The organism is Oribacterium sp. NK2B42, from assembly GCF_000424445.1.
In the GTDB taxonomy this organism is placed as follows: domain Bacteria; phylum Bacillota; class Clostridia; order Lachnospirales; family Lachnospiraceae; genus Oribacterium.
In genome coordinates, this window is record NZ_KE384191.1 from 24,777 (window position 1) to 50,454 (window position 25,678).

Consider the following 25,678-nt stretch of genomic DNA (forward strand, 5'->3'; position numbering starts at 1 on the left):
TGAAACAAGATTATACAGGATCAGAAATTGGAACCTGATTAAGAATCAAAAACAGGGGAGCGTATACGGATGGCCATATACGCTCCCTTTTCTTTGTATATTCACAATAGCAGATCATTTTCACGATAATGCCGCTAACAATTCATTGGCGGATTTCACTATATCCGGATCAAAGCCTTCTTTAAGGAGTTTCTCATCTGAATAACCTTTCTTTAATCGTTTTGTAACTTCAGTTAACTCATTTACAACTTCGGCTCTTCCTTCGGCTCTTCCTTCAGCTCTTCCTTCATTTTTAGCTGCATCGAGTTCTGGTTTCATAAGTTTTATAAGAGCTTCGTTCATTTCCGGTACCTCCTTCAAATTCTGATAAATGGTAGAAAAAAATCATTAAGTATTCCAGCATTTATGCAGGAAACTTCTAAGGTAGGATTTTCTGTTTTTGGTCGTATTTTAAGTTACTTTGAACCTCTAATACAAGTTTTATCGGATAATCACAGAAGTCAGCAATCTGCTCTGGAGTTTTGCCTTTGCTGAGCATTTTAGAGATCTGATCACGTTGTTCTTCTTCGCGACCTTCTTCTCGTCCTTCTTGCTTTATGCCTTCAACAAAAGTTTTTTCATCAAATTCTGTTAAAACCATACCAACAACCTCCGCCCTGTGGGCCAGTAAGAAATCTTTTAGTATTCCATCATTTATGCAGGATACTACTGCAGCATCTACAGCTACAGTAATATCCTTGATTTCTTTCATTTTATCACGGATTCGCTCTATGAACATCATGTATTCATGTAATGGTTTGCATTTTGATCTGAGGACATCGTTCTTTCCGTTATTCAGGTTATACATGACAGCTGTCCATTCAAAATCATCGGACTTATCAGGATTAATAAAAGCATCTGATAGTTTCATTTTTTCAACCGGAGGAATTTCCGTTAAACCGTTATAAAATACGATGTATCGAGGTGTTGGTATTTTCACAAGAGTTTTGCCATAAATATTTAAAGCATTGGTTTTAATGTACTTGCTGTACATTTGTCCAAAGTACATCAGACCCCTCAGCGGCATATTTGGATTATAGCTGCTTTGTTGTTCCCAAAGGCTAAGATAGCTGTCCAAAATAAGTGCAACATCATTTTTCATTTTGATGTATATTACATCCTCAATAGTGTAAAACTCAAGGTCCGATACATCCTTGTAATCGGTATTGTTTATAGCATTGTAAAGATCAAGGGCATAAGCCTTGTTTTCTTCGTGCCCGAATATAAAACGAAATAGTCTGTCTTTATATTTATCATTGATTTTGAAATTGTCGCTCATATATGTTCCTTATGATTTTTGATGATTTTTAGATAATTTGAAACCGGATGATATGTTCCGAAAGAGATTTATAAAAAGATAAGATAGATTATATTTTATGAATCAGTACTGATGCCCAATGCATTAGCTTGCTTTGGTGAACAACATGATACAATGATTTAATTGATTCTGTCAATATGGTTTGAAATTAGACTATACATTGGAAATATAATAATTTTCAGAGTAGAAGAGAGAACATATTAGTGTTACTATAAAAATTATAAAGCAAAATTAAAATGACATGTGAAACCGGTTAGATAGTCATCGTTCTTCGTAGTGAAGATGGAGAATTTACAGAACCAATCCTTGATTAACTGAATGTAGTAAATAAAGCAGATATTGAGTGGATTGACAGATATACTCCTGTAAGTGATAATCCGGAGATAGTTAAGTAGGTATCGGTATGCCAGGAATAAGTGAGGTTATATTTATTTATGAAAAATAATATTTCAATATTTCTTAACTTAATATGTATAACCCTAATTATGACGGGATGCAGCAAAGCTTCACCGGTTGAGACAAGTACAGCTCACGAAGCAGTTTCTACTGTGTCATCAGGCTATGTGAACAGAGCTGATGATGGTCGGATAATCGTAGGTATCAGCATGCCCGATCAGCAGCTTGAGAGGTGGAACCGGGACGGAGCCTTCCTGAAATCCGAATTTGAAAAATACGGTTATGAGGTTATTCTTTCCTATGCTGATAATCTGATAGATAAGCAGATCAAAGAACTTCGGAATATGATAGATGAAGGTGTGGACCTCGTTGTGGTATCTGCCATAGACGGTGGAACTCTTTCATCAGTGCTGGATGAGGCATCTCAGGCAGGCGTCAAAGTAATTGCCTATGACAGACTTCTCATGGATACGGATATGGTTGATTACTATGTGTCTTTCGACAATTACATCGTGGGGGAGCTTCAGGCAAGATATGTTATAGACGCACTTAAGCTAGATGCTTCTGATGAAACCCGGAATATAGAGATTGTGACCGGAGATCCTGTAGATAATAATGCACGTTATTTTTATAACGGAGAGATGGATACTCTGGCTCCTTATTTTGAGAAAGGTAAGCTTAATATAGTCTCCGGACAGAAGGATTTCTATGTGACAGCTACAGGAACCTGGTCTACTGAGATTGCACAGCAGCGTATGCAGATCATTTTGAATTCATATTATAAGCACAACAGGCTCGATGCAGTAGTATGTGCCAATGACTCCACTGCCTTAGGAGCTGTTAATGCTATAAAAAGTGACTACTCTCAGAACAATAAAGTGATTGTTACGGGACAGGACGCCGACGTGGATAATGTTTATAATATACTGTCCGGGAATCAGAGTATGACAGTATTTAAGGCGCTGAAAAACGAAGCCATAGTGACGGTTGATCTGACAAGGGCTGTTCTGGAGGGAGATTCCCCGGATGAGAAGCTGATAGAAGAGAGCGGTTGGGATTTTGAATGCAGATATGATACCACAAGCTACAACAACGGTAGAAAAAATGTGAAATCATATCTGCTTATCCCCAAGGTTTTGGATAGCAGCAATATTAAAAAAGAACTCTTTGATACCGGCTATTATACCTATGATTCAGACGGAAATATCGTTCCGGGAGAATAGATGGAAACCATTTCGTCCGTGTTCCTTAGTGACATATAGGGCCTTGTCTGCATATTCCATCACTTCATTTATATCATCCACATCTTCGGGATAAAGTGCACATCCAAGGCTCACTGTTATTTTGATCGTACCTATACTGGTCTCAAAGTCATCTCGCATTCTGCTGACTATTTTTTCGCAGATGCGGATGACTTTTTCTTTGTCAGGTTTTGAGATTATGGCTGAGAATTCATCTCCTCCGAGTCTGGCAAATGTGATATTTCTTCCTGAAAATTCTTTTAATCTTTCAGCGACACCGGCAAGGATCTCGTCACCAACCTGATGTCCTTTTGTATCGTTTATTCCCTTGAAATGATCCACGTCCATCATGATTATGCCGTAAGATTTTTTGGATTCTACGGCTTTGGATATTTTCTCGGTGATGAATGTTCTGTTAGGCAGCTGGGTCAGATAATCTGTTCTGATAAGTTTATACCTTCTTCGGTTACTTCCAAGAAGAAGTCCTATAACTATGACAAGAAGCAAGGCAGTCAGCATCACAAGATTACTGACAGTTGAATTATCCCTGTAAAATGTTGTTAATGTCTGTCGCTCATTTAAAACAACTGAACCAATAGGAAGATCTTTGCTTTTCAGATTGAAGATATCCATCTGTCCCTGTTCAAAAAATGGAGTAGATATTGCGCTTGTAACTAATGGCATCGAATCAGGATTTTCACCAAGAAGGATTTTTCTCGCCATCTTTCCTGCCATGAGACCTGCCTCATAATAGGAATATGACAAACCGCCAAGCACGCCATGCTCTATATTGGCAGATCCCACCCTGAATATCGGTACATTTGTTGTATTTTTAGAAATAAAGCTTGCAGCAGTCTGAAGGGGATATAGATTGGACTCACCATCGATTGAAAAATCCAGAAATAATATGATATCGTCTTCTCCAAGTTCGTGCAAAACATCTTTGATACCATCAGCTGTGTAGTAGGAAGTATTGATGATTCTTGTTTTAAGATCAGGATGAGCATTCTTGAACTTCATAAATTCCACAAAATCGCCCTGTCCGGATATTGTGGCATCTACTATGGCAACCAATGTTTTTCTGTCTGGAAAGAGCTCCTGCATAAGCTTGTAATTTCCCTCTATATCTATCACCTCTGCAATACCGGTGACTCCGGGAAGATCAGAAGTTGTCATGGCTTCCGTGGTGTTGTTTACTCCAAAGAAAACAACAGGTTTATTCTTTAACAATGTTTGTCTATGATTATTTAAGAATCTGAGAGCCTGATCATCCGCCAGGGCGATAAGATCAAAATTTCCACCGGCAGATATCTTGTAAGAAAGATAATCACTGAAATTATCAATATCCTCAGCGCGATAGTAGTACTCTGTATCCATGAATTCATAATCAATCTGATAGTTCAGTTCTTCAAGTCCCGCTTCAAATCCACTGAGCTCATCCGGTACCACTGCATTGGAGAACCCATAGGAAGATATGAACAGAATACGATACTGATGCTCGAAATCGTCAGAAGCATAAACAACGCTAGAGAAAGTTTCGAACAATAGACAAAAAAATATGATAAATAAAGAGAATAATCTTATTTGTATATATTTAAGATTCATGGAGCCGAATTCCTTATTTTTAAAAACCAATTTTGGGACTATAAATATATATAAATTATAAGGTAAAATGACATAAATTAAAATAACAGATAGCTACGAGACATCGATTTAAATAGCGGAACTGAAAAAGTATTATTTTTTTGCGAAAATTAAAAATTTTTAAACATGTTTAAAGGATTTTCGCAAAATTACAAATCTTGTCTCTAATTTAATAGATTTTTTGATAACTCATTTGATATATTATCACTGTAAGATTGTGTGACGGAGGATATCATGAGCGAGAATTCTAATGAAAAGAGAAAAAAAGCTCCCAGTAAAGTGGACAATGTGTTTGTAATCCAGATTTTAGATCAGGAACATGGCACATGGCAGGGACGCGTTACTTGGGCGGATCGTAACAAGACTAAATATTTTCGCTCAGCTCTTGAGCTTATCAAATTAGTTGAAGGCGCTCTGGGTTCATCAGATTTTGAAATTGGATTTGATGATGAGTCAGAGGAGTTGAGTGAGCAGGCATCTTTGGTAGGTGATGGCCAGGATGTTGATGCAAGTTAAGTATTAGTCATAAAAAGTATATTTGACGTTACACGAGTTCGTGTTTTTAAAGAGGTCCGAAAGGACCTCTTTATTATTTTGAGAAAGATGTCGACATAGATGATATAACTAACTTATATTCTTAACTTCCAATAAGCATACTTATTATCAAGGAGAAAATGTTCCATGTATTAAGATTTCAGAGTGAAGATACCGGACTCATTAATAATAGTTTTATTTGTAAGAGAACGATTAGAAGTGGTATAATTATAAGTAATAATAAGAATGAGGCTTTCTCATGATCAGTGAAAAAGCCCTTTTGGTGTTTAAAAAGTTTAGGGAGCCCACAATACTCTGAAAACCATACCATGAAGATGTACATGAGATAAGATGTCAACGGCTCTAGGAGAAAGGTAATCCGCCGGATCCTTCAGAGAGGTGGGTGATTGATTGTAAATGAAACGGTATGAACATATGAACGTGGTTTATAACAAGCTAAGATCAAAATCCGGTGCATCCATCATACTGGCTCTGCTGCTGGTGTTGATAACATCAACTGTCGGAGTGGTAATATTGTCATCCGGAACTGCAGCAAGTGGCAGAATGGCAAGATTATGGGAAGATGAGAGGCATTACATGTTAGTGACTTCAGCAGCGGATGTTTTGATCGATGAAATTAATGGAAAAAAAGTAACGATAGAAATCAAGAGAACAACAGGTGAGTCTACTTCATATAGTTTTTCTGTTAATGGAAAATCTCCCGGTACACAGGATAGTCTGTTAACACGTACGGCACGATGTTTTATATTTGGAGAAAACGGAGAACCCTCATCTCAAACTGATTATGAAAATCTCTTTAATGCTGAAAGTCTCTTTAGTGTTCAAAGAGGTGACCCTTCAGTGAAAACTATAGAACACAAATATAAAATACACACAGATATAAATGGAAATACCAATGATGTAAATGTGAAGTTGACACTAGTAAAATCAGATGGATCTTTTGATGCCGAGTTATCAAGTAGTAAGAGTTCAGCTAAAGATGTTTATAGTATAAACATCAGGTTTATTCCGACATTTAAAGAAGGTTATACAATAGAATCACAAACTGAAGTAAAAAAATATGAAATCTGGTGGGAGGCACAAGAGATAGAAGTGGGGTAAAAAGAGATGAAACCGGTATATAGAAGATTAAAATCAAAGAATGGTGAAACCCTTGTGGAAACTTTAGCAGCAACTTTACTGGTATCCTTAGCGATGATAGCTTTTTCTGTAATGTTATCAACAACAGCAAATATAATTACAACCAGTAGAGATACAATAAATAATTATATACAGTCAGGTGGTAGTGATATTGGTGGAACATTAACTGTTTATAGGGATGGTTCAAGTGAAAGTATTAAGTTTACTGATGAACAAGATAAGAGCAGTATAGATATTGCAGCGAACTTGTTTGAACATGGGATAGTATCGTATCATAAATAACAATAGCTGATTAAACAGGGATTTAAATGAATGATAGCATATATAAAGAATAAAATAGCAGAGAAAACAGGATTCTCACTTACGGAATTACTTGCAACAACGCTTATACTCAGTTTGGTTACAGCTACAATAGCTTCATCAATACCCGGAGCTATAAGAGCATACAGAACAGTTGTGGATGTGGCAAATGCCAATATTTTGCTGACATCAACAATTACAAAATTACGTTATGAATTGACTGGTGCATCTGAAATAAAGGTTTACAACAATGGAAAAACAGATGATCGCAACAAAGCAAATACAGTGGATTACACTAATGGTAAAGGCGTATTGTGCAGAATAGAATTTGTAGAATCAAACGATAAATCTAAAGGGATATATTATTATGAGTTTAAAGGCGCCGATAAAAATAGAGTAGATAATAATCCATCTGGCTACTTATTAGTATCCCAAGAGGCAGCCTCTAAAAAAATGTATGTAAAAGGGTCTGTGGAAAAAGATACAAATGGAGATTTAAAGTTTACCGGTTTATCGGTTTGGAAAGATGACTGGAATATCACAAAAAGCAACATAACCTTCACCGTGAGGTTACTGTCACCCAAAGCTTGGTAAGAGATGTAATCATATGATAAAGAAGATTAGAAATTCAAAAGGTTTTACATTAGTAGAATTAATATTAGCGGTTGCTATACTTTCAATACTTTTAGCTTTTTCCTTTGTGAACGTAGCAGCTTACATGAGAAACATGAAACAACTGGAGCTGGATGGGTATGCAAAAGAAATTTTCATAGCCGCACAAAATCATTTGATAATGGCTGAAAGTAATGGATATTATGGCAGGTCAACTGCGTCTGGATATTTTGGAACATTAGAACATATACCAGGATATACACCAAAAGATACAACTCTTTATTATTTCGTATCACCATATACCGGTACTAATTTAAAAGATACATTACTATATAGAATGTTACCTCCCGGATCAATAGATGTAGGCAATACGAACTACATTATAAGATATGATTTAAACACAGGAAAAGTACTTGACGTATTTTGTACAGAGAAAGAAGATACATCAAGATATGGATTGAATAATTTGCAAGAGAAATATGATGATCTACTCCTTAATTATAGTGGAGATGAGAAAAGAGGATTAAGAAGAAGTTACGGTGACAATAAATCTGTCATAGGATATTATGGCGGAACAGATATCAGTATAGATAAAACTGATGATCTTAAAGCTCCTGAAGTAACTATAGTAAACGGTGAGGAACTAACAGCAACAGTAAAAAAAGATATTAATGAAATCCTATCGGGTACAATAGAGATATTACTTCACATTGAAGGTCTTCAGAGTGGAAGTATAAGAGAAGTGATCTTATATAAGGACAGAAATCCCGAGATAAGAAAAGTAATCTTATATAAGGGCGGAAATCCCGAGGAAGGTAATTATGATTATGTGAAATATGATAATGTGAAAAAAGAATGGGAAATAAAGCTTGACAATATAAAAGATTCATCCGAAGGACATTTTGGTAAATTATTCCCGGAATTTTACCCGGGAGAGGATATAAGCCTGCAGACTTTAGTATTTGATACAGATAAGGTATCAAACAGAGCATTTGGCAACATAGAAATAACAAACAGTCTGTTCGGTAATTACACAGAAATTAATAAGAATAATGAAGTAACAGCAAGTATAGAAAACTTAAGACATTTGGAAAATTTATCAGATTTAGTTTCAAATGTACATACTCATGCATTATCAAATCTTGAAGTAGAAAAAGCCAATCAGGTAAAAAACATAAATATGGCTGATTCAGGCTTCAAGAATGGTGGTGTATTTGAATTTAACGGTGATACCGGGTCAACAGGTCTCAGGCCTGTATATACCGGGAAAAAACTGGAATATGAGGGAAATAATTTCGAATTAAAAAATATATGCATAGACGAAACAGATGAAGATGTGGGTATATTCGGAAAACTTGAAAGTGGAAGTATAGTCACAAATCTACAGATATTCAATCCGAGTATAAACGGGAATAAAAATGTTGGAGCATTAGTTGGAAAACTTGAAAGTGGACTTGAAAGTGTAAGTAAAGTCACAAATATACACATAATCAATCCGAGTATAAACGGGAATAATAATGTTGGAGGATTAGTTGGAGAATCAATTTCATCTGAGCTTTCCGGAGTTTATGTGTATGAGAAAAATGGATCATCAACAATAGGCTCCGGTGACGGGACAGCCGGTGGACTTGTGGGAAAAATGAATGGTGGCAGTATAACAGGCTGTTTTGCATCTGTTTTGGTAGAAGCAAAGAATAATGCCGGCGGACTTATAGGAGTAGCAGATGGTTCCTCTGTAAAAGCTTCCTATTCCGGTGGTCATACAAAAGATGGAGAGTATCAGACAGATAAGTTCAATGTAACCGCAGAAGGAAATGCCGGCGGACTTATAGGAGATGCAAAAAACTCCACCGTTGAGTTCTGTTACTCTACCTGTTCTGCAAGTGGCAGAGTAGCCGGTGGGTTTGTAGGTTCCGTTAGCGGCGCAACAATAAAAAACTGTTATTGTACCGGACTTGTTAAGGGAGATACAACCGACACATCCGGAGGATTTAGTGGCATCGGTAATGCTAATGCTAAAACTACCTATTATAAGGACAGATATTTGGAAACAGTGGTTTATGATTACGATAAACAGATCAAAGAAGAAGGCGGAAAAGATGTAGAAGGTATCCGGTCTATGGATCCTGATACTGTTAACATTACAGATTGGGATAAAGAATATGCTGATTTTACAGACTATAAAAAAGCTGATGCTTCAGATGCTGAGCCATATGATAAAAAATTAATAGAATATTATAATAATAAATATCCATTTAAAACAATAGACGGAAATGATGGTTATAAAATATACACGGCAGATCAGGAAGATCAGGCAGATCAGCCAGCTCTGCCAGCTCTGCCTAACACTGATCCTGACATGATGAAAAAGCATTATGGTGATTGGCCTATTGCAGAAACCATAGTGATAAATAATGTGTAATTAGATTTAAATTTGGAGTGGCTTATGATTAACACAAATAATAACAGACTTTTTAATAAAGACCTGAGAAGATGTATAGCTTTCTTTTGTGCTTTGTTGATGACGATGAATTTAATAACGAATACAGCTGCTCCATTGGTGTCATTTGCTGATACAAACTCTGACTCTGATTACAATGTGTCAGAGGACTTTAACGAAGAGGAAAATGAAGATAATTCGGAAAATGATGAAAACCAAGAAGCACCAGGGGAGGAGAACAGTGATAACTCTGATGCTTCCGGTTCAGACGAGAATAACGATGATTCAGGCAATGAAAAGTCAGAGGAAAATGAAGATAATTCGGAAAATGATGAAAACCAAGAAGCATCAGGGGAGGAGAATAGTGATAACTCTGATGCTTCCGGTTCAGACGAGAATAACGATGATTCAGGCAATGAAAAGTCAGAGGAAAATGAAGATAATTCGGAAAATGATGAAAACCAAGAAGCATCGGGGGAGGAGAATAGTGATAACTCTGATGCTTCTGGTTCAGATGAGAATAACGATGATTCAGGCAATGAAAAGTCAGAGGAAAATGAAGATAATTCCGGCAATGGCAGTGAATCATCAGATAATGTAGATGATGCAAATAATAATTCAGGAGATGCAGGTAACCAATCTGATGGTGAAGTTGAAGCTGAAGAAAACAACAGCATCACAGAAAACGCGTCTGAAGATAATACAGAAAACACCATATCTCAAGATGGAGAAGCTGTAGCACCGGAGGATGAAACCGCAGAAAACGAAATCGAGACAACAGAAACAGAGGAGTCAACCGGCATCTCAACAGCGAACACAGAGGTAACAGTACAGGAACCCGTGACCATAACAGAAATAGCTGAAGTCACAGGAAATAAGGTTGAAGATGCAGCGGCTGCTGTTGTTGAGACCCAAAAAGAACCGGGACCGGACAGATACGCCATTGAGTTCACTGAAGAATCAGATAATGGCATGACTGTTACAGTCAGACTGAAAGAAAAGGAAGAGCTTACGGATGACAAAGAGGTAGTATTTGATGAGCTTGTAATATCAGACGACGATGAAGATGACGCAGAGGATGCGATATCAAAGATCAGGTATGACATATTAAATAAACTGTTTTCAAAGAATCTTAAAACCGATAAGGATAAGGATACCTTTGAGACATCCTTCTACAGACTTAAAGTAGTAGATGAGGATGGCAAAGAGCTTAAAAACGTAAACTTAAATGGTGTTATAGAGATCACATCCGAGACCGGATGTGAAATAGCAGCAGCAGCTGCTTCAACAGCAAAAAATAAAAAATCAGATATAAAGAAAACCGGAGAGGCTGATGGAACATATAAGTTTTCCTTAAATACAAAAGGAGAGCTTATTTTTGGCGTGGCATACTGCGGAAAATTATTGGAAACCTGGAGCAGAGATGGTGCGTCAATTAAGCTTGGAGTTCCGGTTTACGATAAAGAAAATGATAATGCAGACAAAAAGCTGGTAAAAATTGCAGATGAAGAAAAAGATACAGATGAAGATACAGAAGTACCATGGTTGATCAAGGAAGGTACATATAGATTATCCGATGCTGAAGAGGTGGCAACAGCTTCAGAGCTGGAGCGTACTTCAGAGTCAGAATCGTCCTCAGATCCGGAAGAGTCCTCAGAATCTGAGAGTACTTCAGAATCAGAGTCTTCTACTGAGACGGAAGACAACTCGGAATCAGACTTGCCTTCAGATTCGGAGTTGTCTTCTGAATCAGAATCTGCATCAGAGGCTGAATCTTCTTCCGAGTCGGAATCTGTATCTGAGTCAGAATCTTCTTCCGAGCCGGATATGTTTTCCGAGTCAGATTCTTCAGAAACAGAATCAGGTCCGTATTCAGAAAGTCCTTATGAGGATGAAACTGAAGGAATCATGTGGTTCAAGGTTTCTGACAAATTAAATAAAAAGTATAACGTCGTTATAAATGATGAAGAAGTAGAATTTGGCGATAATGACTGCTTAAGAATAGAGACAAATGATAGTTTTGATATAGTCTTTGATACCGGAGTAAGGGAGACAGAATGTTCTAACGGTATAGTAGATATAAAGGGCTTATTACCTGTAGGACACCATGTAGACTATATGGATGTAACTGACTCTGTTGATGTCGGTTTATTTGACATGCAGGAAAATACAGAAGACAGCAATGATGGTTATATAAGGCAGGAATTTTTAGATATATCAGTTTTAACAGCCTTCACTATACTTGATGTTGATGAATCTGAGTCTGATTCAGAGCTTAATGCTGATTCAGAGTCAGAGCTTTTTGCTGAGATGGATTCTAGGTCTGTCTTCGGGACTGATTCAGAGTTTAAGTCCGATTCAGAGCTTAAGTCAGAGTTTGATTCAGAGTCCGGGTCCGGATCATCGAAAGATAAATCTGATAGTGATCACAGCTTCTCTATTGAATTAAGTGATGAGTATACAAAGGATGCTGTCGACATATACAGACTTGATGGAGAAAGTCTGGAAAAAATCAAGATATCAGAAGATGACATAGTTTATGCAGATAATTTAAGTATAGGCACATATGTTGTAACAAGTAAAACAAAGAGGGTAAGGTATATATGCTCAGATGACGAAAGCTATGAGATAACGATTTCTTATGATGAGTCATCCGGAATACCTGATGATGCTGTTCCTTCTATAAAAGAGCTCAATGAGAGAGATTCAGAGTATAAAGACTACATAGATAAGGCAACAGAAGCCTTTGAAAGCAAAAAATCAATAAAGAATACAGCAAGAGTGTATTATATTGCACTTGTTGACCCTGAAACAAACACAGAATATGTACCTGATGAGTCGGTAGAAATCGATATAAGCTTATCAGGTAAAAGACGTGGTTCAAGCTGTACAGATTTAAATGTAGTATATTTTACAGCTGATGAAGAAAATGACATGGTCATACCGGGTATGAGTGGTGATACTGATAGTGATTCTGCAGAATTTATGGCAGAGACATTACCGGTATACGCTGTTGTGCGATATATGAGGAACCAGATCCTCACCGCCACTGACGGAAAGAGCTATGAGATAACAGTCGAGTATGACAGTAACACCGGAATCCCCGAGGACGCGGTACTGGAAGTTACAGAACTGAAGGAAAATGACCCGAACTTCGATGGATATGTATCCCAGGCTAATGAAATTCTGGGAAAAGACAAGAGAAAGCTTCTTTTCGCACGTCCTTTCGACATCAAACTGGTGGATCCTGATAACGGTGAGAAGTATGAACCGGATGAGAATGTCAAGGTTTCAATGAAGCTCCTGACCGAGGAGGTTGAAAAGGCTGAAGAACTGTCTGTTGTTCATTTCAAGGATACACGCAAAGAGAGACAATCAAGGGCTGCAAGAAAGAGTCAAGAAAAAATCGAAAACCAGGAAACCATGAGCGGTGAGATCGTAGAGGCAGAAGTCGTGGATGGTTCTGTTGAATTTGAGACAGGATCCTTCTCGGTGTTTGTTTTCACAGGGTACACCGTGGACTTCCACTGGGGGGAGTATACCTTCAATCTGCCCGGCGGAGACACCATATTCCTGAGCGAATTGCTGGAAACCCTGATCAATGGGGCTTCTGAGACAGAGGATACTGCACAGCTACAGAAGGTTCTGGAGAATCCGAAGCTGGTGGAGAAGGTGGAATTCACCAATCCTGCGCTGATCCAGGTGGACGAGGTCGTGATTGCCGATCCAGAAGAAGGGAACGACGTTTTCGAAGAGGACGAGACTCTGACCGATGAGGACATTCAGCAGAGCGAGGCGAAGACGGACTGGCGCCTCTGGTCTCTTGCGCCCTTTGACACGGAGGAGACCCTGACCATTCGCTTGACTGATGGCGAGACGGTTGAAATCCGCGTGACGGATATCAATTACGGCGATGGCACCCGAGAGGGCGAGATGGTAACACGTGTAGGTAATGCCCGTGTGACGGCGGACGGCGTGACCTATAACCTGCAGAACAACGGAACGGCGGACGGCTGGGCCCGTGTCTATGCCTATTCCAATAACTGCATGATCCACAACGCGATCAGCTACAACAGACATACCTACACGGTTCAGTGGGCGAACACCGGTGTGGGCTACGGCAACTTCACCAAGTTCACGAAGATCCGCATGGACGCGGAGCTGATCGCCCGTGCGGCGGGTTACAGCTTCAACTTGCCGGAAATGAAGACCGACGTTGACGCCGCCACCAAGGCGCAGTGGGCCAGCGAGGGATTTGTTGCGGGCGCGAACAATGACGCAATTCTGGATAGAGAGGGTAATGTAACCACCCCAGCCTCTGATAACAAGGTCTGGAAGAAGGCCACCTACAACCCGAACACCAACGCCATCGACTATGAGATGAAGTATTTCCAGGCGCTCAAGGAAAATGTGCCGTTGGACTTTATCTTCATCTATGACGACTCCATCACCATGTTCGACGGCAACCGCTGGGCGCCCAAGAACAATGCTGAGGACCCGGTTCGCATCGTCGAGGCCCAGGGCACCCGCGTCATCATCCTGGAGGCGGCGAAGGCTCTGCTCTCTGATGCGGCAAAGAACGGCTATAACATCCGTGTGGCGGCCGGCGGCGCGGCCAACGGCGACACTGGTCACAGCGGATGGTATTCTTCAAGGACTGACCTTGACAATGTCGCGGGCGGCTTTGACGATCTTGAAGAATATCTGGCCACCTACCACGGCGGCGCAAACGGCAGAGGCGGAGGTGTGACAGATCATACCGTGGGCGTGAACAACGCCTACGCCATGGCGCAGGAATCCGTCAACGCGGGCCGGACGCCCATCGTGATCTACCTCTCCGACTTCGTGGACGGCGGCGGCTCCGCAGACTTCCGGCGGCTTGAATCCAAGCTGAATGCCCTTCACGGCTGGGGCAGCGTCTACGGCCTGAAGACCATCGGCCAGGGCGATAACTTCCGCACCAGAGCCATCTGCTCCGGGGATAATTATCTCTACCACATGAGAGATGAGTTCCCGATGGGTGTGCAGCAGCTGGAAGCCATCATCCAGGACGCCATCGGCTACTACATGAAGGACAAAGTCACCATCACTGACAACATGTCCTCCGCTCTCTCGGACATTACGCCCACGAACGGCAGCGCGAATACGGGCAGCGGCGCCGGCGCGAAGGGCAAGAATGCCTGGACGCTCGGCGGCACCAAGGATTCGGAGGGCAAATACCCCGGCGCGGGCACGATCTACACCGAGACCTTCTCCGTCACGCTTGACCCCAATGTGGTTTACGTGGGCGCCATGCCCACCAACGGCGTGGCCGGGGTCTATGTGAAAGACAATGAGGTCAACACGCTCACGCCCGACGAAAACGACCCGGAGCATCTGCACCTGGGCAAGGGACTGGTCTTCCTTCTGGGCGAAATGGATGAGAAGAACCGGGTGCTCGAGGTTTCGGATACAGACAAAAACCCGAAGAACCCCGTCAACGGCATCAGCTTCAAGCTGACCGAGGCGGACGACAGCGGCAGCCCGAAAACCGGGGCAACGCCGCATACATACAGCACCCAAACCGAGGACGGAGTCGTCGGTGTGCTTCGCGTACCCTATAAGGAGGGGACAACGCCCATTCTCGAGTTGGGGAAGACCTATGTCCTGGAGGAAGATAGCAGCAGCGTCAACACCTACAACAGCGGTAACGACGCCTCCGCCAACGATCTGAAGGTCCCGGACAAGACCTGGCTCATCAAGGTCGGCGCAAACGGTGTCGTGGTCACCGAGGTCAACGGCGTAGCCGGACAGACCCCGGAGATGACCGTTGCTCCTGCAGCCAACGGCAAGCCCGCCCGCTTTGTGATCTGGAACCAGATCGTGGTGGAGGCGCGGCTGATTCCGATCACGGTGCAGAAGAAGTGGGATACCACCCAGACGGATCACCGCGACCCGGTGCCCTTTGAAATCTATGGCGTCTACCAGGGAACCGGCAGTCATGCGGCGAATGAGCGGGAGAAGCTTGTGGCCTATGATGGAAAGGATTCCACCACGGCGAATACTGTGAAGTATATCACCGCGGACGACAATTCTGTAGATCATGACGCGAATATCTGGACACAGACCGTCTATGTCCCCGACTGGACGGACAGTCAGGATAAGTTTTTTGATTATACGGAGGTGCTTAACATCAGCGCGTTGGATCCTGCCCACACTTTCACCGTTGGAGAAACTGAGTATACGGTTGAAGAGCTCAAACAGTATGCAAATAAGGACGGAGAAATCTTTATTGGCGGGACCTATCATTACGCGATTGAAGAAGGGCATATGTACTATGAGGATGGCTGGTATTCCCCTAGTTATCCCAACAATGTTCCTACGATCGGAGAACATAATGTGACTTCGACCTTGACGATCGGCGAAAATTGGGAAGAGATTATAACGGTTGAGGACTGGGTTGACATTCCGAGTACTTACTCTACGACTGATTTCCAGTTACATATAAATACTGCGGGGTTCAAGTGGAATGATTTTAATCCTCAGACGATGTCAAGTAGTTATTACAAGCCTAGATATAACGTGTTAGGAAATCTTACGGGATATACAGGTGACTATACAAACAACACAAATTTAGTTGAACACCTAAAGTATATTGAATTGGAGGTAACGAATTCCAACGAAGCGACCGGTGCTGGCTCTGTTACGCTGAAATTTGATCTTACTAGCCACGCTGATACAGGTGCATTCCTAATTCACAATATTCCGCTTCCGGCGACTTGGGCGAATAATGGTTTAACTGGACCGCATCCTTGGAATATTGCCAATCTCAGGGTTACGAAGTTGTTCTTTGTCGATGATGAAGATAATGTCATAAAAATAACCGGAGGCGGTACATCGAATACTATGACATATGGGCCGGATTATACTGGTGACGTATTGCCGCTTGCTATTCAGAAGGAAGGCACAAACCCGCACACTGACAGATATATTAAACAAGACAGCTTAAAAGTCTGGGGAACCAGACCAGATATAGAGACGCATTATGGATCTGACAGAACAGTCAATAACTGTACACTATTGATTAACAATGAGTGGACCCCCAACACCCTCATCCCCGTCACCGTCACCAAAAACTGGGTTAACAGCGAGGGCGGCAGCGTGCCCGTGCCGACCGAGGTGATTGCGGCCAATACGCCAATTGAATTTACCATCAGCGGGACGACCTCCAAGGGTACGTCTCCGGTTAAGGTGTTCTCTTCTGACAGCTGGAACAGTGAAACAGAGGGCAAGCTGACGGATGCCACAACATGGACGGGCACTTTCTATGTGCCGACTTTTGATGTACTGAATACCTATAATAAGGAGACCAGAACCTGCGAAGCGTATACCTATGATAACGGTAGTATATCCGAGGACACGACGCTCACGGCAGAGGTTGGCGGAGAAGTGCGCGGTGAGTGGAGTGAAGTAGGAAAGGAGTATCAGGAAGGACATTCTATTACCACACCGGGAGAGTACCATGAAGGTGGTTACTACGTTATAGATTCAGATAGATATGATGCGTTGAAGTACAGATATTATGTTAGATTTCTAACAAATACAAGTGGCTTTACTATTAGGAAAGTTAATATAAAGTTTCATGACAACGGTACTAATGAACGATACCAGCTTGAGCTTACGGTAAAAAATCCGCCAATCGCAAATGACGAGAAGACTTATTTTGTAGAGTTTAGAACTGATAATTTCTATATCGGTAGATTTGTTCTCGATTCTATTGTAGTAAACGATAACTATACAAACATAGAAGATCCAGATATACGAAAAGAGATAGGTGGAAGCACACAAACTGTAGTACTTAAGAGCTCGTCGTCTCTACCTCCGCTCATGGAGTGGCGTGACGCATATTATGACGAGCCAACGACGGATACTCAGCCGACCGTCTTTACCCTCACCAACACCTTCCACCCCTACGTCCCCGTGACCCTGTCCTCCACCTTCCAGGACCAGACGGACGACAGAGCCAGCACGGGCATGATCAAATCCGTGGTGTACACCATCAATGGAACAACGGATTCTGGTAAGTCATATGCTCATACGGTCAAAACCACGGCAGATCCGACAGTGGATACTACGAATTCAACGAAGACAGAAGTATCGATAAGCTCCAACACCGTGTACGTCCCGAAGGGAAACTATACGGTGACGCAGACGGCCTATATCATCGGAAGCAGCGCCAGGGAATACCCGACGACGGCGTTTAAGACCACCTACGGAAGCCAGGCGACGGCGGGCACGGCGCAGAGCGTGACGCTGAACGCCGCTTCCTCAACCCAGTCGGTCTCCTTCGCCAACGAGCGTAAGATGATGCCGGTGACGGTGCAGACGCGGTTTGACCCGACACTGACCGACGAGGATATCGCAAGCATTGATACCCGCCCGATGAAGGACAGGTCTGTTTCCTATACCCTGAAATACAACAAGGGCGACGGAACGGTTCAGGAAGTGCAAAACAGCGCTTTCGTGCTGAAAGACGGCAGCTTTGATTCTTCTGCAAGGAACTACATCAATAACCATACTTTGCAGACCGTCTCCGTCCCGACCTACAGCGTGTTCGGAGAGCTGACCGACTGCAATATCACGGGCAATGGTCTGGCCGAGGCCCTGCCGGATTACGTTGCGGTCATCGATTCCGAGGAGAAGGACGGCAAGCTGGTGTTTACCATCCTGGCCTCGGTCAACCGCGCACCGGTTACCATCAGCAAGAGCTGGGACGAGGATATTCCGACCAATGAGAGACAGAATATCACCTTGACCTTCTCCATCCGCCGCGACGACGGAAAGGCGATTTACGGCACGACGGAGGATAATAAGACGCTGAGCGTCACCACCGGCGAGGACGGCGAGGCGATTGCTACCTTTGACCTTGGTAAGGACGCCGAGGACACTGTGATTTACCTGCCCGCCATCCGCTCCACCGATGTGGATGCCAGCGGCAATCCGGTGAAGTACATCCTCACCGAGACCGCGCCCGCGGACTATTACGTCAACTTCGCGGATATGAATAATGAAGCCTCGAATCAGTTCGAGCAGACAAGACCGGGCGGCAAGAGCGGCGCGGCTGGCGAAAGCACGACCAATGAGGCGCGGTTTGTCCTGAACCAGGGCGGCATCATGATCGACGTCAACAACGCAAGGAACCCCTATATCTGCAAGATCGTGGAGACCTTCGGCGATACCACGGTTGAGGTTCCCTTCCGCACGCTCAACAAGGCGGTGACCTACGCCCGCACCTACGGCAACGGCGCGGAGATGGGCGCAGAGAACCCCGTGAAGATCGAAATGCTGGTGGACTATGAGATTCCGGAAACGGATAAGGTCACGCTGAACCAGGCCACCGACAACATCATCATAACTACTGCCGACAAGACAGGGAAGGCTTATGTCTATACCGGCTCGGGTGACAAGGCCACGATCAAGAGGGGCTTTACGCCTGCAAGCGCAGAGAATACAAATGAAAGCCAGCTCTTTACCGTTACCGGCAATGGGGCAATGTTGACCTTTACCAACATCATCATTGATGGTGACAGAGATCATCATTCCGGCGGCAAGGGGAGCCTTGTCTATGTGAACGGCAAAGGCGGGGAAACCAATGTGCCTGCGTTGGTTATCGGAAAAGGCGCTACGCTTCAAAACGCAAAGAGCAGCGGCAGTACAGACGGCGGTGCGGTCTATGTTACGCACGGCAAAGTTACGGTTGATGCTGGCGGCTCGATTCAGAACTGCGTGGCGGATAACAGCCACGGCGGCGCAATCTATGCGGAGAAAACCGGGGCTGTCATCAATATCAGCGGCAGCCTTACCGGAAACAGCGCAGTAGATGGCGGCGCAATCAAAGCCTCTGAGGACGTACGTATCTATATTTATCCGGGCGCAACCCTGTCCGGAAATACAGCGTCCAAAAACGGAGGCGCAATTTACGCCAGCGGCAGTGTGAACATGACCGGCCCGGGCGCAACCCTGTCTGGAAATACAGCGTCCAAAAACGGCGGCGCAATTTACGCCAGCGGCAGTGTGAACATGACCGGCGGTTCCATTGATAACAATACTGCTGCAGAGAAGGGAGGCGCAATCTATCAGGATGGTGACAATGCACTAACCTTGACCAACGTGACCTTTGGCAAGGCAAATACAACTAATTCCGGCTGTACAGCAGCTTGGGAAGGCGGCTGCATATACAGTACAGGAAATGTTGTGACGATTACCGACTGCAATTTCTATTATGGTGTAGCAGGAGATGCTAGTAAGCCCAATAAGACTCGCGGCGGTGCAATCTATTATAAAGGATCAACAAGTCTGTCCATATATGGCTGTATATTCGATCATTGCAGTGTGCAAACGACATCACCAAACAGCGGCTGGGGAAACGGCGGTGCAATATTTGTGGATGATACCGATATTGCTCTGACTATAGACAAGAGTAATAGTGGAAGAAGATCCTCCTTCACCGACTGCTTCGCACATCGTTTTGGCGGTGCTGTTATGTATGAGAAAAACAATGGAAAGAGCGTCAGCATTTTCAATACGGATTTCACGGGCTGCTATACAGAAACCAGAGGCGGCGGTGCAGTATGTCCAGATTCAAACAAGACGACCATAGACAACTGTACGTTTAAGGGATGCTACGATAATAGTGGCAGCGGTGGCGGAGCAATTCAGCTCCATCCGGACAAAACTCCTGGCAACAATCCGAGCTGTACCATCTCAAATTCCACCTTCGAGGACTGCTATACAGTCAGCGGATACGGCGGAGCAATCTATGAAGTATCTGGAAGCGTGCCTGTAACACTGATAAATGTCAGCATCGACGGTCACACGAACGGAAACCCGACTTCTCTTGCAACGAACATTAACAATGCCAAATTCGGCGCGGCCATCTACAGCAATGGCAACCTGACCATCAAGCAGAGCGAAACCGGCACCAGCGAGATTAAGAACTGTTCAGCCTACGATACTAACGGTGGTGCGGTGCAGGTGGCGTCCGGCAAGACCATGACCTTTGAAGGCAATGTGGTCATCTTTAACAATAAAGGAACCGGAACGCTGGCAGATCAGCAGAAGAACGTGGTGCTGGATCAGAATAACAATACGACCATCAACACATCGACAGTTGGACTGGGTTCAGATGCACGTATCGGAGTCTACGTGACCGGTACGAAGGGAGTAACGGAAACAGACCCGTATAAATCACATGGCGGCTTCGAGGACGACTTCGGCACGTACCCGGACTTAGGCAGCACCGACAACTTTGACGCCTTCACCAACGACCGCAACGGCTTGTACGGCGAGATCAGCACTACAGCGAATAAGATCCGCTGGGCGAGCTACCTGTGCAAGCTGACGGACGCGAGCGGCAATCTGCTCTATAAGGACGCAGAACATAAGGATGCGGCAGTATACAAGTTCCTGAAGACGCAGGACGGCGACACGAACGGAAAGAAGACCGGCGGCTTCAACGCGGCACAGGGAACGCTTTACACAGTTGACGGCACCGAAGTTGCAAACAATGCGCCTGTCCAGGTTCAGATGCTGCGCAACTACACGCAGCCGTCTACCGACCAGCCGACCGTCAGCGGCGGCAGGGCGGTGACCTTTACCACGGCGAATAAAACGGCAACGGATAATCTGGGCTACAGCGCCGGAGATATCTACATCTATGACAGAGGAAGTGATACGACTAAAGAAGCTGACAGAGCCACGATTACGAGAGGCGCAGACGGCGGAAGCATGTTTACCGTGGATGGCGATTCAGCGAGCCTGACCACGAAGAAGCTGATCTTCAATGGCGGAAACGCGCTGAGCACACCGCTCACGGCAGGAACAGCAAATGGCGGTATCGTCAATGCCACAAACGGCAATCTTACTGTGGGTGAAGCCACTGTTATGAAGAACAGCACAGCTGTCAACGGCGGCGCGATCTACAGCGCAAACGGCGTCACCGTCAGCGGAACAAGTACAAACAAAGTACAGTTCTGGGACTGCAATGCATCGAGCGGCAACGGCGGTGCGATCTACACAGCGGGTGATTCGACAGAACAGATCAGCATCTCCAATGCGGTCAGCATTTCCGATGCGGTCTTTGAGGATTGCTATACCAACAAAGACAATGGTCAGGGCGGCGCAATGTACTTTACGAACGGAACGCAGAAACTTATTGATGTGGAAGTGAACGGCGTGGCCGAAGGCCACAAGAACTCCCAGGGCATCGACGCCAAAGATGGCGGCGGTATCTACCTCAAAAAAGGGAACCTGACGCTGAGACATGTAGTGCTTCAAGACTGCCATGTCAACAGAAATGGCGGCGGCATCTACATGGAGGAGGGCACCCTGACCGTCAACGGCAACGAAAACGGCCAGAGCGAGTTCAAGGAGTGCGCGGCTCCAGATGGCAACGGCGGCACGATCTACAATGAAAGCTTCAAGACGAAAAGTACAACGGGCGTCACTGTGAGCATTGTCAACACCACGTTCGACGGCCACTTCAACCATCCGAACAACCTTTCCGGACCGGATGAAAACGAAGAGCCGATCAGAGATCCGGTTAACCCGGGCAGTGACGACGAGTTTGGTGAAGACGGGTCTGGAGGGAATTCACAGAGCGAGGATCGCTTGGATGGACATGAAGTCGATCCTGCAGAACCGCACCTTGATGATAATGTGCAGAACGCAAGAAACGGAGGCGCGATCTACATGGCGGCCGGTACGCTGTCTCTCGGCGGAAGCGGCGAAGACGACGCCGTGACCTTCAAAAACTGCACCGTCACCGGCAATGGCGGCGCGATCTACAACGTCAGCAATTCGAATTATGAGAACGCCACAGTAAAGCTCCAGAACGTGACTATCGACGGCCACGATCAGAGCCGCGACGGTGGAGCACTGGACGCGACCTTTGTGAACGCGGTGGACGGCGGCGCCATCTATCTGGCCAGCGGTACCCTGAGCATCACCGGCGGCGAGTTCCATAATCTCCGGGCGCGTACTTACGGCGGTGTGATCTACAGTGGCAGCAGCTCCAGGATGACCGTGACGGGAACGAACAACGCCACCGTATTGATCAGAGGCAACACCGGATTCAGAGGCCGTCCCGCCACCACAGACACCGACGATTTCGCAGGCCATGCCAACGCAGGCAGCGGCGGCGCGATCTATAACAACCAGGGCAATCTGCGCGTGACGGACGCTCAGTTCTACGATTTCATAGCGTCTCAGGACGGTGGTGTGATCTTTGACAATAATAGTGATTTGTACACTGATATTGACACCGTAAACTTGCAGAACGTTACCATTGACGGGTATCATGGCGGCATGCAGGATGGAGAGTACAACGCCCAGCGCGGTGGTGCGATCTTTACGGCCACCCAGGGAGATATGAGAAAGGGCGGCTCGACCCGGCTGAGTAAATGCCAGATTGTTGACTGTGCGGTAAGCAGCCAGGGCGGTGCAATCTTTAACCAAAGCGCAAGGCGCGAGGTGAGTACAGACACCAATGTGGATGAACCGACCATTCATCTGGTCAATAATACGGTCATTGACGGGAACGAAACCCGGCCGGAAACGATGAATAACGCCCAGCGCGGCGGAGCGATCCTGATATCCAACGGAACGCTGGTCATGGAGGATTCTACGATCCGTGATTGCAAGACCACCACGGACGGCGGCGGTATCACCAGCTACGGCGGCGGTACGCAGTTTAAGAATCAGAGTGGAGAATTCGGTGTAAATGACTACACCGTCAAGCTGAAAAACACCACCATCGACAACTGCAGTTCGCAAAACGGCGGCGGCATCAGCATCAAGCAGATTCTGACCATGCTCAATTCCACCATCACAAACTGTGCTGCAACCAACAACGGCGGCGCGATCTACCTGTTCGGAGAAGACACGAATAAGCGGTTTGTCCGGATGAACGACAGTACATCTAACGCAAATGTGATCACCGGCAACACGGCAGGACAGAACGGCGCGGGCATCTATGTGCGGGAAAAATCTGTTGTCTCCATTGCTGGCGCACCGAACTTCGGCGGAACGGATGCAAGCGGTGCCAATATCAACACCGTCGGGACAGGAACGACTAAGCGTGAGGATATTTATATCGCGGGCTACCTTGGACTTAACGGAGCTGATCCGAAGCTTGCGGAATCCCTGATTGTGACCGGCAAGTTGTATGATAGTTTGACAACTGAGCAGGCGAAGGGTCAGATCTGGGTTGGCGCACAGCAGCAGGATAACGAGGACAACAACCACTGGGATACCCTGAAGCAGTTTGCCAAGTTTGCAGATGCGTTGATGACCGGAACCGGCGATAACATGAAGATCGACGAAAGCAAGCTGAGTGAATCAGATGTTGAGAAGATCTACGCCGCATTCCGCAACGCGACGCTTACGGATGTGACCTACGGCATGACCGGCGACGGCCAGACGGGCGGCATCCAGTGCATCTACTGGGAGGGCGTCCAGGGCAGCCGGAAGGTGATCTTGAGAAAGGTGGGAAAAAAGGTGGAAGATTCAACCTACAAGTTAATCGAGGGCGCTAAGTTCACAATCCACAAGGGTAACAGCAGTTACGCATATACACCTCAAGGAGAGACAGCGCCACTGAGCGATCTCGATTCCAAGGCGTCCGGCGTCTTCTGGATCGGCACACTGCCGTATGGCGTGTACTATCTGCATGAGACGACCGTCCCTGACGGCTATACAGGTCACGGGACTTTCGAAGGCCGATGGTTCTTCATGGTAGTCGGCGACGACACTGTACCCGGAAGCAGGAACGGCGCGTATATGTCCGAAGGCTATGCAAACCGTGAAGCCGCCAAGACAGGCTACGAAGACTGGAAGGCCGGCACAACCCCATAAGATTCCAACCCTCCAGGACTGACAAGGCTCTGGAGGGAGCAAAAGCAAAGCAAGCCCTATCGTCAAATAAAGATATGCTCCCTCTATGAGAGACAGTGAAAACACCGTCAAACATGGGGGAGCATATCAGGAAGGCGGTAGGGCTTGTTTCTTGTGAGGCGGTTAGCGGAAGCTAATTGAATGCGGCGCAGACTCCGCGGCAAAAGACTGGAAGTGACAGAATTGTCGGCTGGGCAGTCTTGTACATTCTCCTCAAATATCAGCCCAAACTACAAGTCTTGGCGGTAGAAGCAGTAAAAGGGCAAAACGGTTTTGTTTTGTGCAATATGGCTCAAAAACTACCCGAAATTCGTCTTGATTGACTATGTAGTTACGTACCGTGTATCGGAAAATTTTGGTGTCACTAAGACTTTTTGTGTAAGCGCCAAGTGATAGGGCGGATGAAATCTGCCCTATCACTTGGTGCTTACCATTAATAATAGTTTTATTTGCAAGAGTCGAATTAAAGATGGTATAATAAAGAGTTAAATCAAAAGGAGGCTTTCTCATGATCAATGAAAAAGCCCTTTTGTTGTCTGAAAAGTTAAGGGAGCCCACAAGACTCTGAAAACTATACCCTGACGATGTGCAGGTGATAAGATCAACGGCTCATAGGAAAAAGCTAATCCGCCATGGTGATTGGCTTATGGCGGACACTATAGTAATAAATGATTATAGAATAGGTAATTAGATTTAAAATTTGGAGTGACTTATGATCAACACAAATAATAACAGACTTTTTAATAAAGACTTAAGAAGAAGGATAGCCTTCTTCTGTGCTTTGTTGATGACGATGAATTTAATAACGAATACAGCTCCTCCATTGGTGTCCGTTGCTGATACAAACTCTGACTCTGATTACAATGTGTCAGAGGACTTTGGCGAGTCTGAAAATGAAGATAATTCGGAAAATGATGATGACCGGGGAGCATCAGGGGAGGAGAATAGTGATAACTCTGATGCTTCCGGTTCAGATGAGAATAACGATGATTCAGGCGATGAAAAGTCAGAGGATAATGAAGATAATTCCGGCAATGGCAGTGAATCAACAGATAATGCAGA

At 44.7% G+C, this 25,678-nt stretch carries 10 protein-coding genes and 1 pseudogene; 8 read left to right on the top strand and 3 right to left on the bottom strand.

All coding sequences use genetic code 11. The features are described from left to right. Positions 1-120: 120 nt before the first annotated feature. Positions 121-342: a hypothetical protein gene (locus G625_RS0117105; RefSeq protein ID WP_029202069.1), complete on the bottom strand. Its 222-nt coding sequence runs from the start codon at positions 340-342 to the stop codon at positions 121-123. Positions 343-418: 76 nt separating this feature from the next. Then, on the bottom strand, positions 419-1,318 hold the full coding sequence (locus G625_RS20685) for a hypothetical protein (RefSeq protein ID WP_044933415.1): 900 nt from the start codon (positions 1,316-1,318) through the stop codon (positions 419-421). Positions 1,319-1,791: 473 nt separating this feature from the next. On the opposite strand from G625_RS20685, the gene G625_RS0117115 reads away from it, so the two are divergent. Then, on the top strand, positions 1,792-2,976 hold the full coding sequence (locus G625_RS0117115; protein ID WP_029202070.1) for a substrate-binding domain-containing protein: 1,185 nt from the start codon (positions 1,792-1,794) through the stop codon (positions 2,974-2,976). Here the strand turns inward: G625_RS0117115 and G625_RS0117120 are convergent. Further along, positions 2,947-4,599: an ABC transporter substrate binding protein gene (locus tag G625_RS0117120; protein WP_029202071.1), complete on the bottom strand. Its 1,653-nt coding sequence runs from the start codon at positions 4,597-4,599 to the stop codon at positions 2,947-2,949. The genes G625_RS0117115 and G625_RS0117120 overlap by 30 nt on opposite strands. A gap of 273 nt (positions 4,600-4,872) precedes the next feature. Here G625_RS0117120 and G625_RS23140 point away from each other — a divergent pair, with 273 nt between their 5' ends. The 7 genes and pseudogenes from G625_RS23140 to G625_RS22825 all read left to right on the top strand — a co-directional run. Continuing rightward, complete coding sequence (locus tag G625_RS23140; RefSeq protein WP_044933418.1) at positions 4,873-5,154, top strand: hypothetical protein; 282 nt, start codon at positions 4,873-4,875, stop codon at positions 5,152-5,154. Positions 5,155-5,589: 435 nt separating this feature from the next. Then, positions 5,590-6,294, top strand: a complete 705-nt coding sequence (locus tag G625_RS0117130) for a hypothetical protein (protein ID WP_029202072.1) — start codon at positions 5,590-5,592, stop codon at positions 6,292-6,294. A 6-nt stretch (positions 6,295-6,300) separates the two neighbouring features. Further along, the gene (locus G625_RS0117135; RefSeq protein ID WP_029202073.1) at positions 6,301-6,615 is read left to right on the top strand and encodes a hypothetical protein; all 315 of its coding nucleotides are present in this window, start codon (positions 6,301-6,303) and stop codon (positions 6,613-6,615) included. 30 nt (positions 6,616-6,645) lie between these two features. Then, complete coding sequence (locus tag G625_RS0117140) at positions 6,646-7,227, top strand: hypothetical protein (protein ID WP_029202074.1); 582 nt, start codon at positions 6,646-6,648, stop codon at positions 7,225-7,227. Between the two features lie 13 nt (positions 7,228-7,240). Next, entirely contained in the window at positions 7,241-9,667 is a 2,427-nt protein-coding gene (locus G625_RS0117145; protein ID WP_029202075.1) for a type II secretion system protein, read from the top strand. Between the two features lie 24 nt (positions 9,668-9,691). Continuing rightward, positions 9,692-24,577: a SpaA isopeptide-forming pilin-related protein gene (locus G625_RS0117150; RefSeq protein WP_029202076.1), complete on the top strand. Its 14,886-nt coding sequence runs from the start codon at positions 9,692-9,694 to the stop codon at positions 24,575-24,577. 751 nt (positions 24,578-25,328) lie between these two features. Next, a pseudogene (locus G625_RS22825) lies at positions 25,329-25,678 on the top strand (hypothetical protein); the annotation flags it as partial.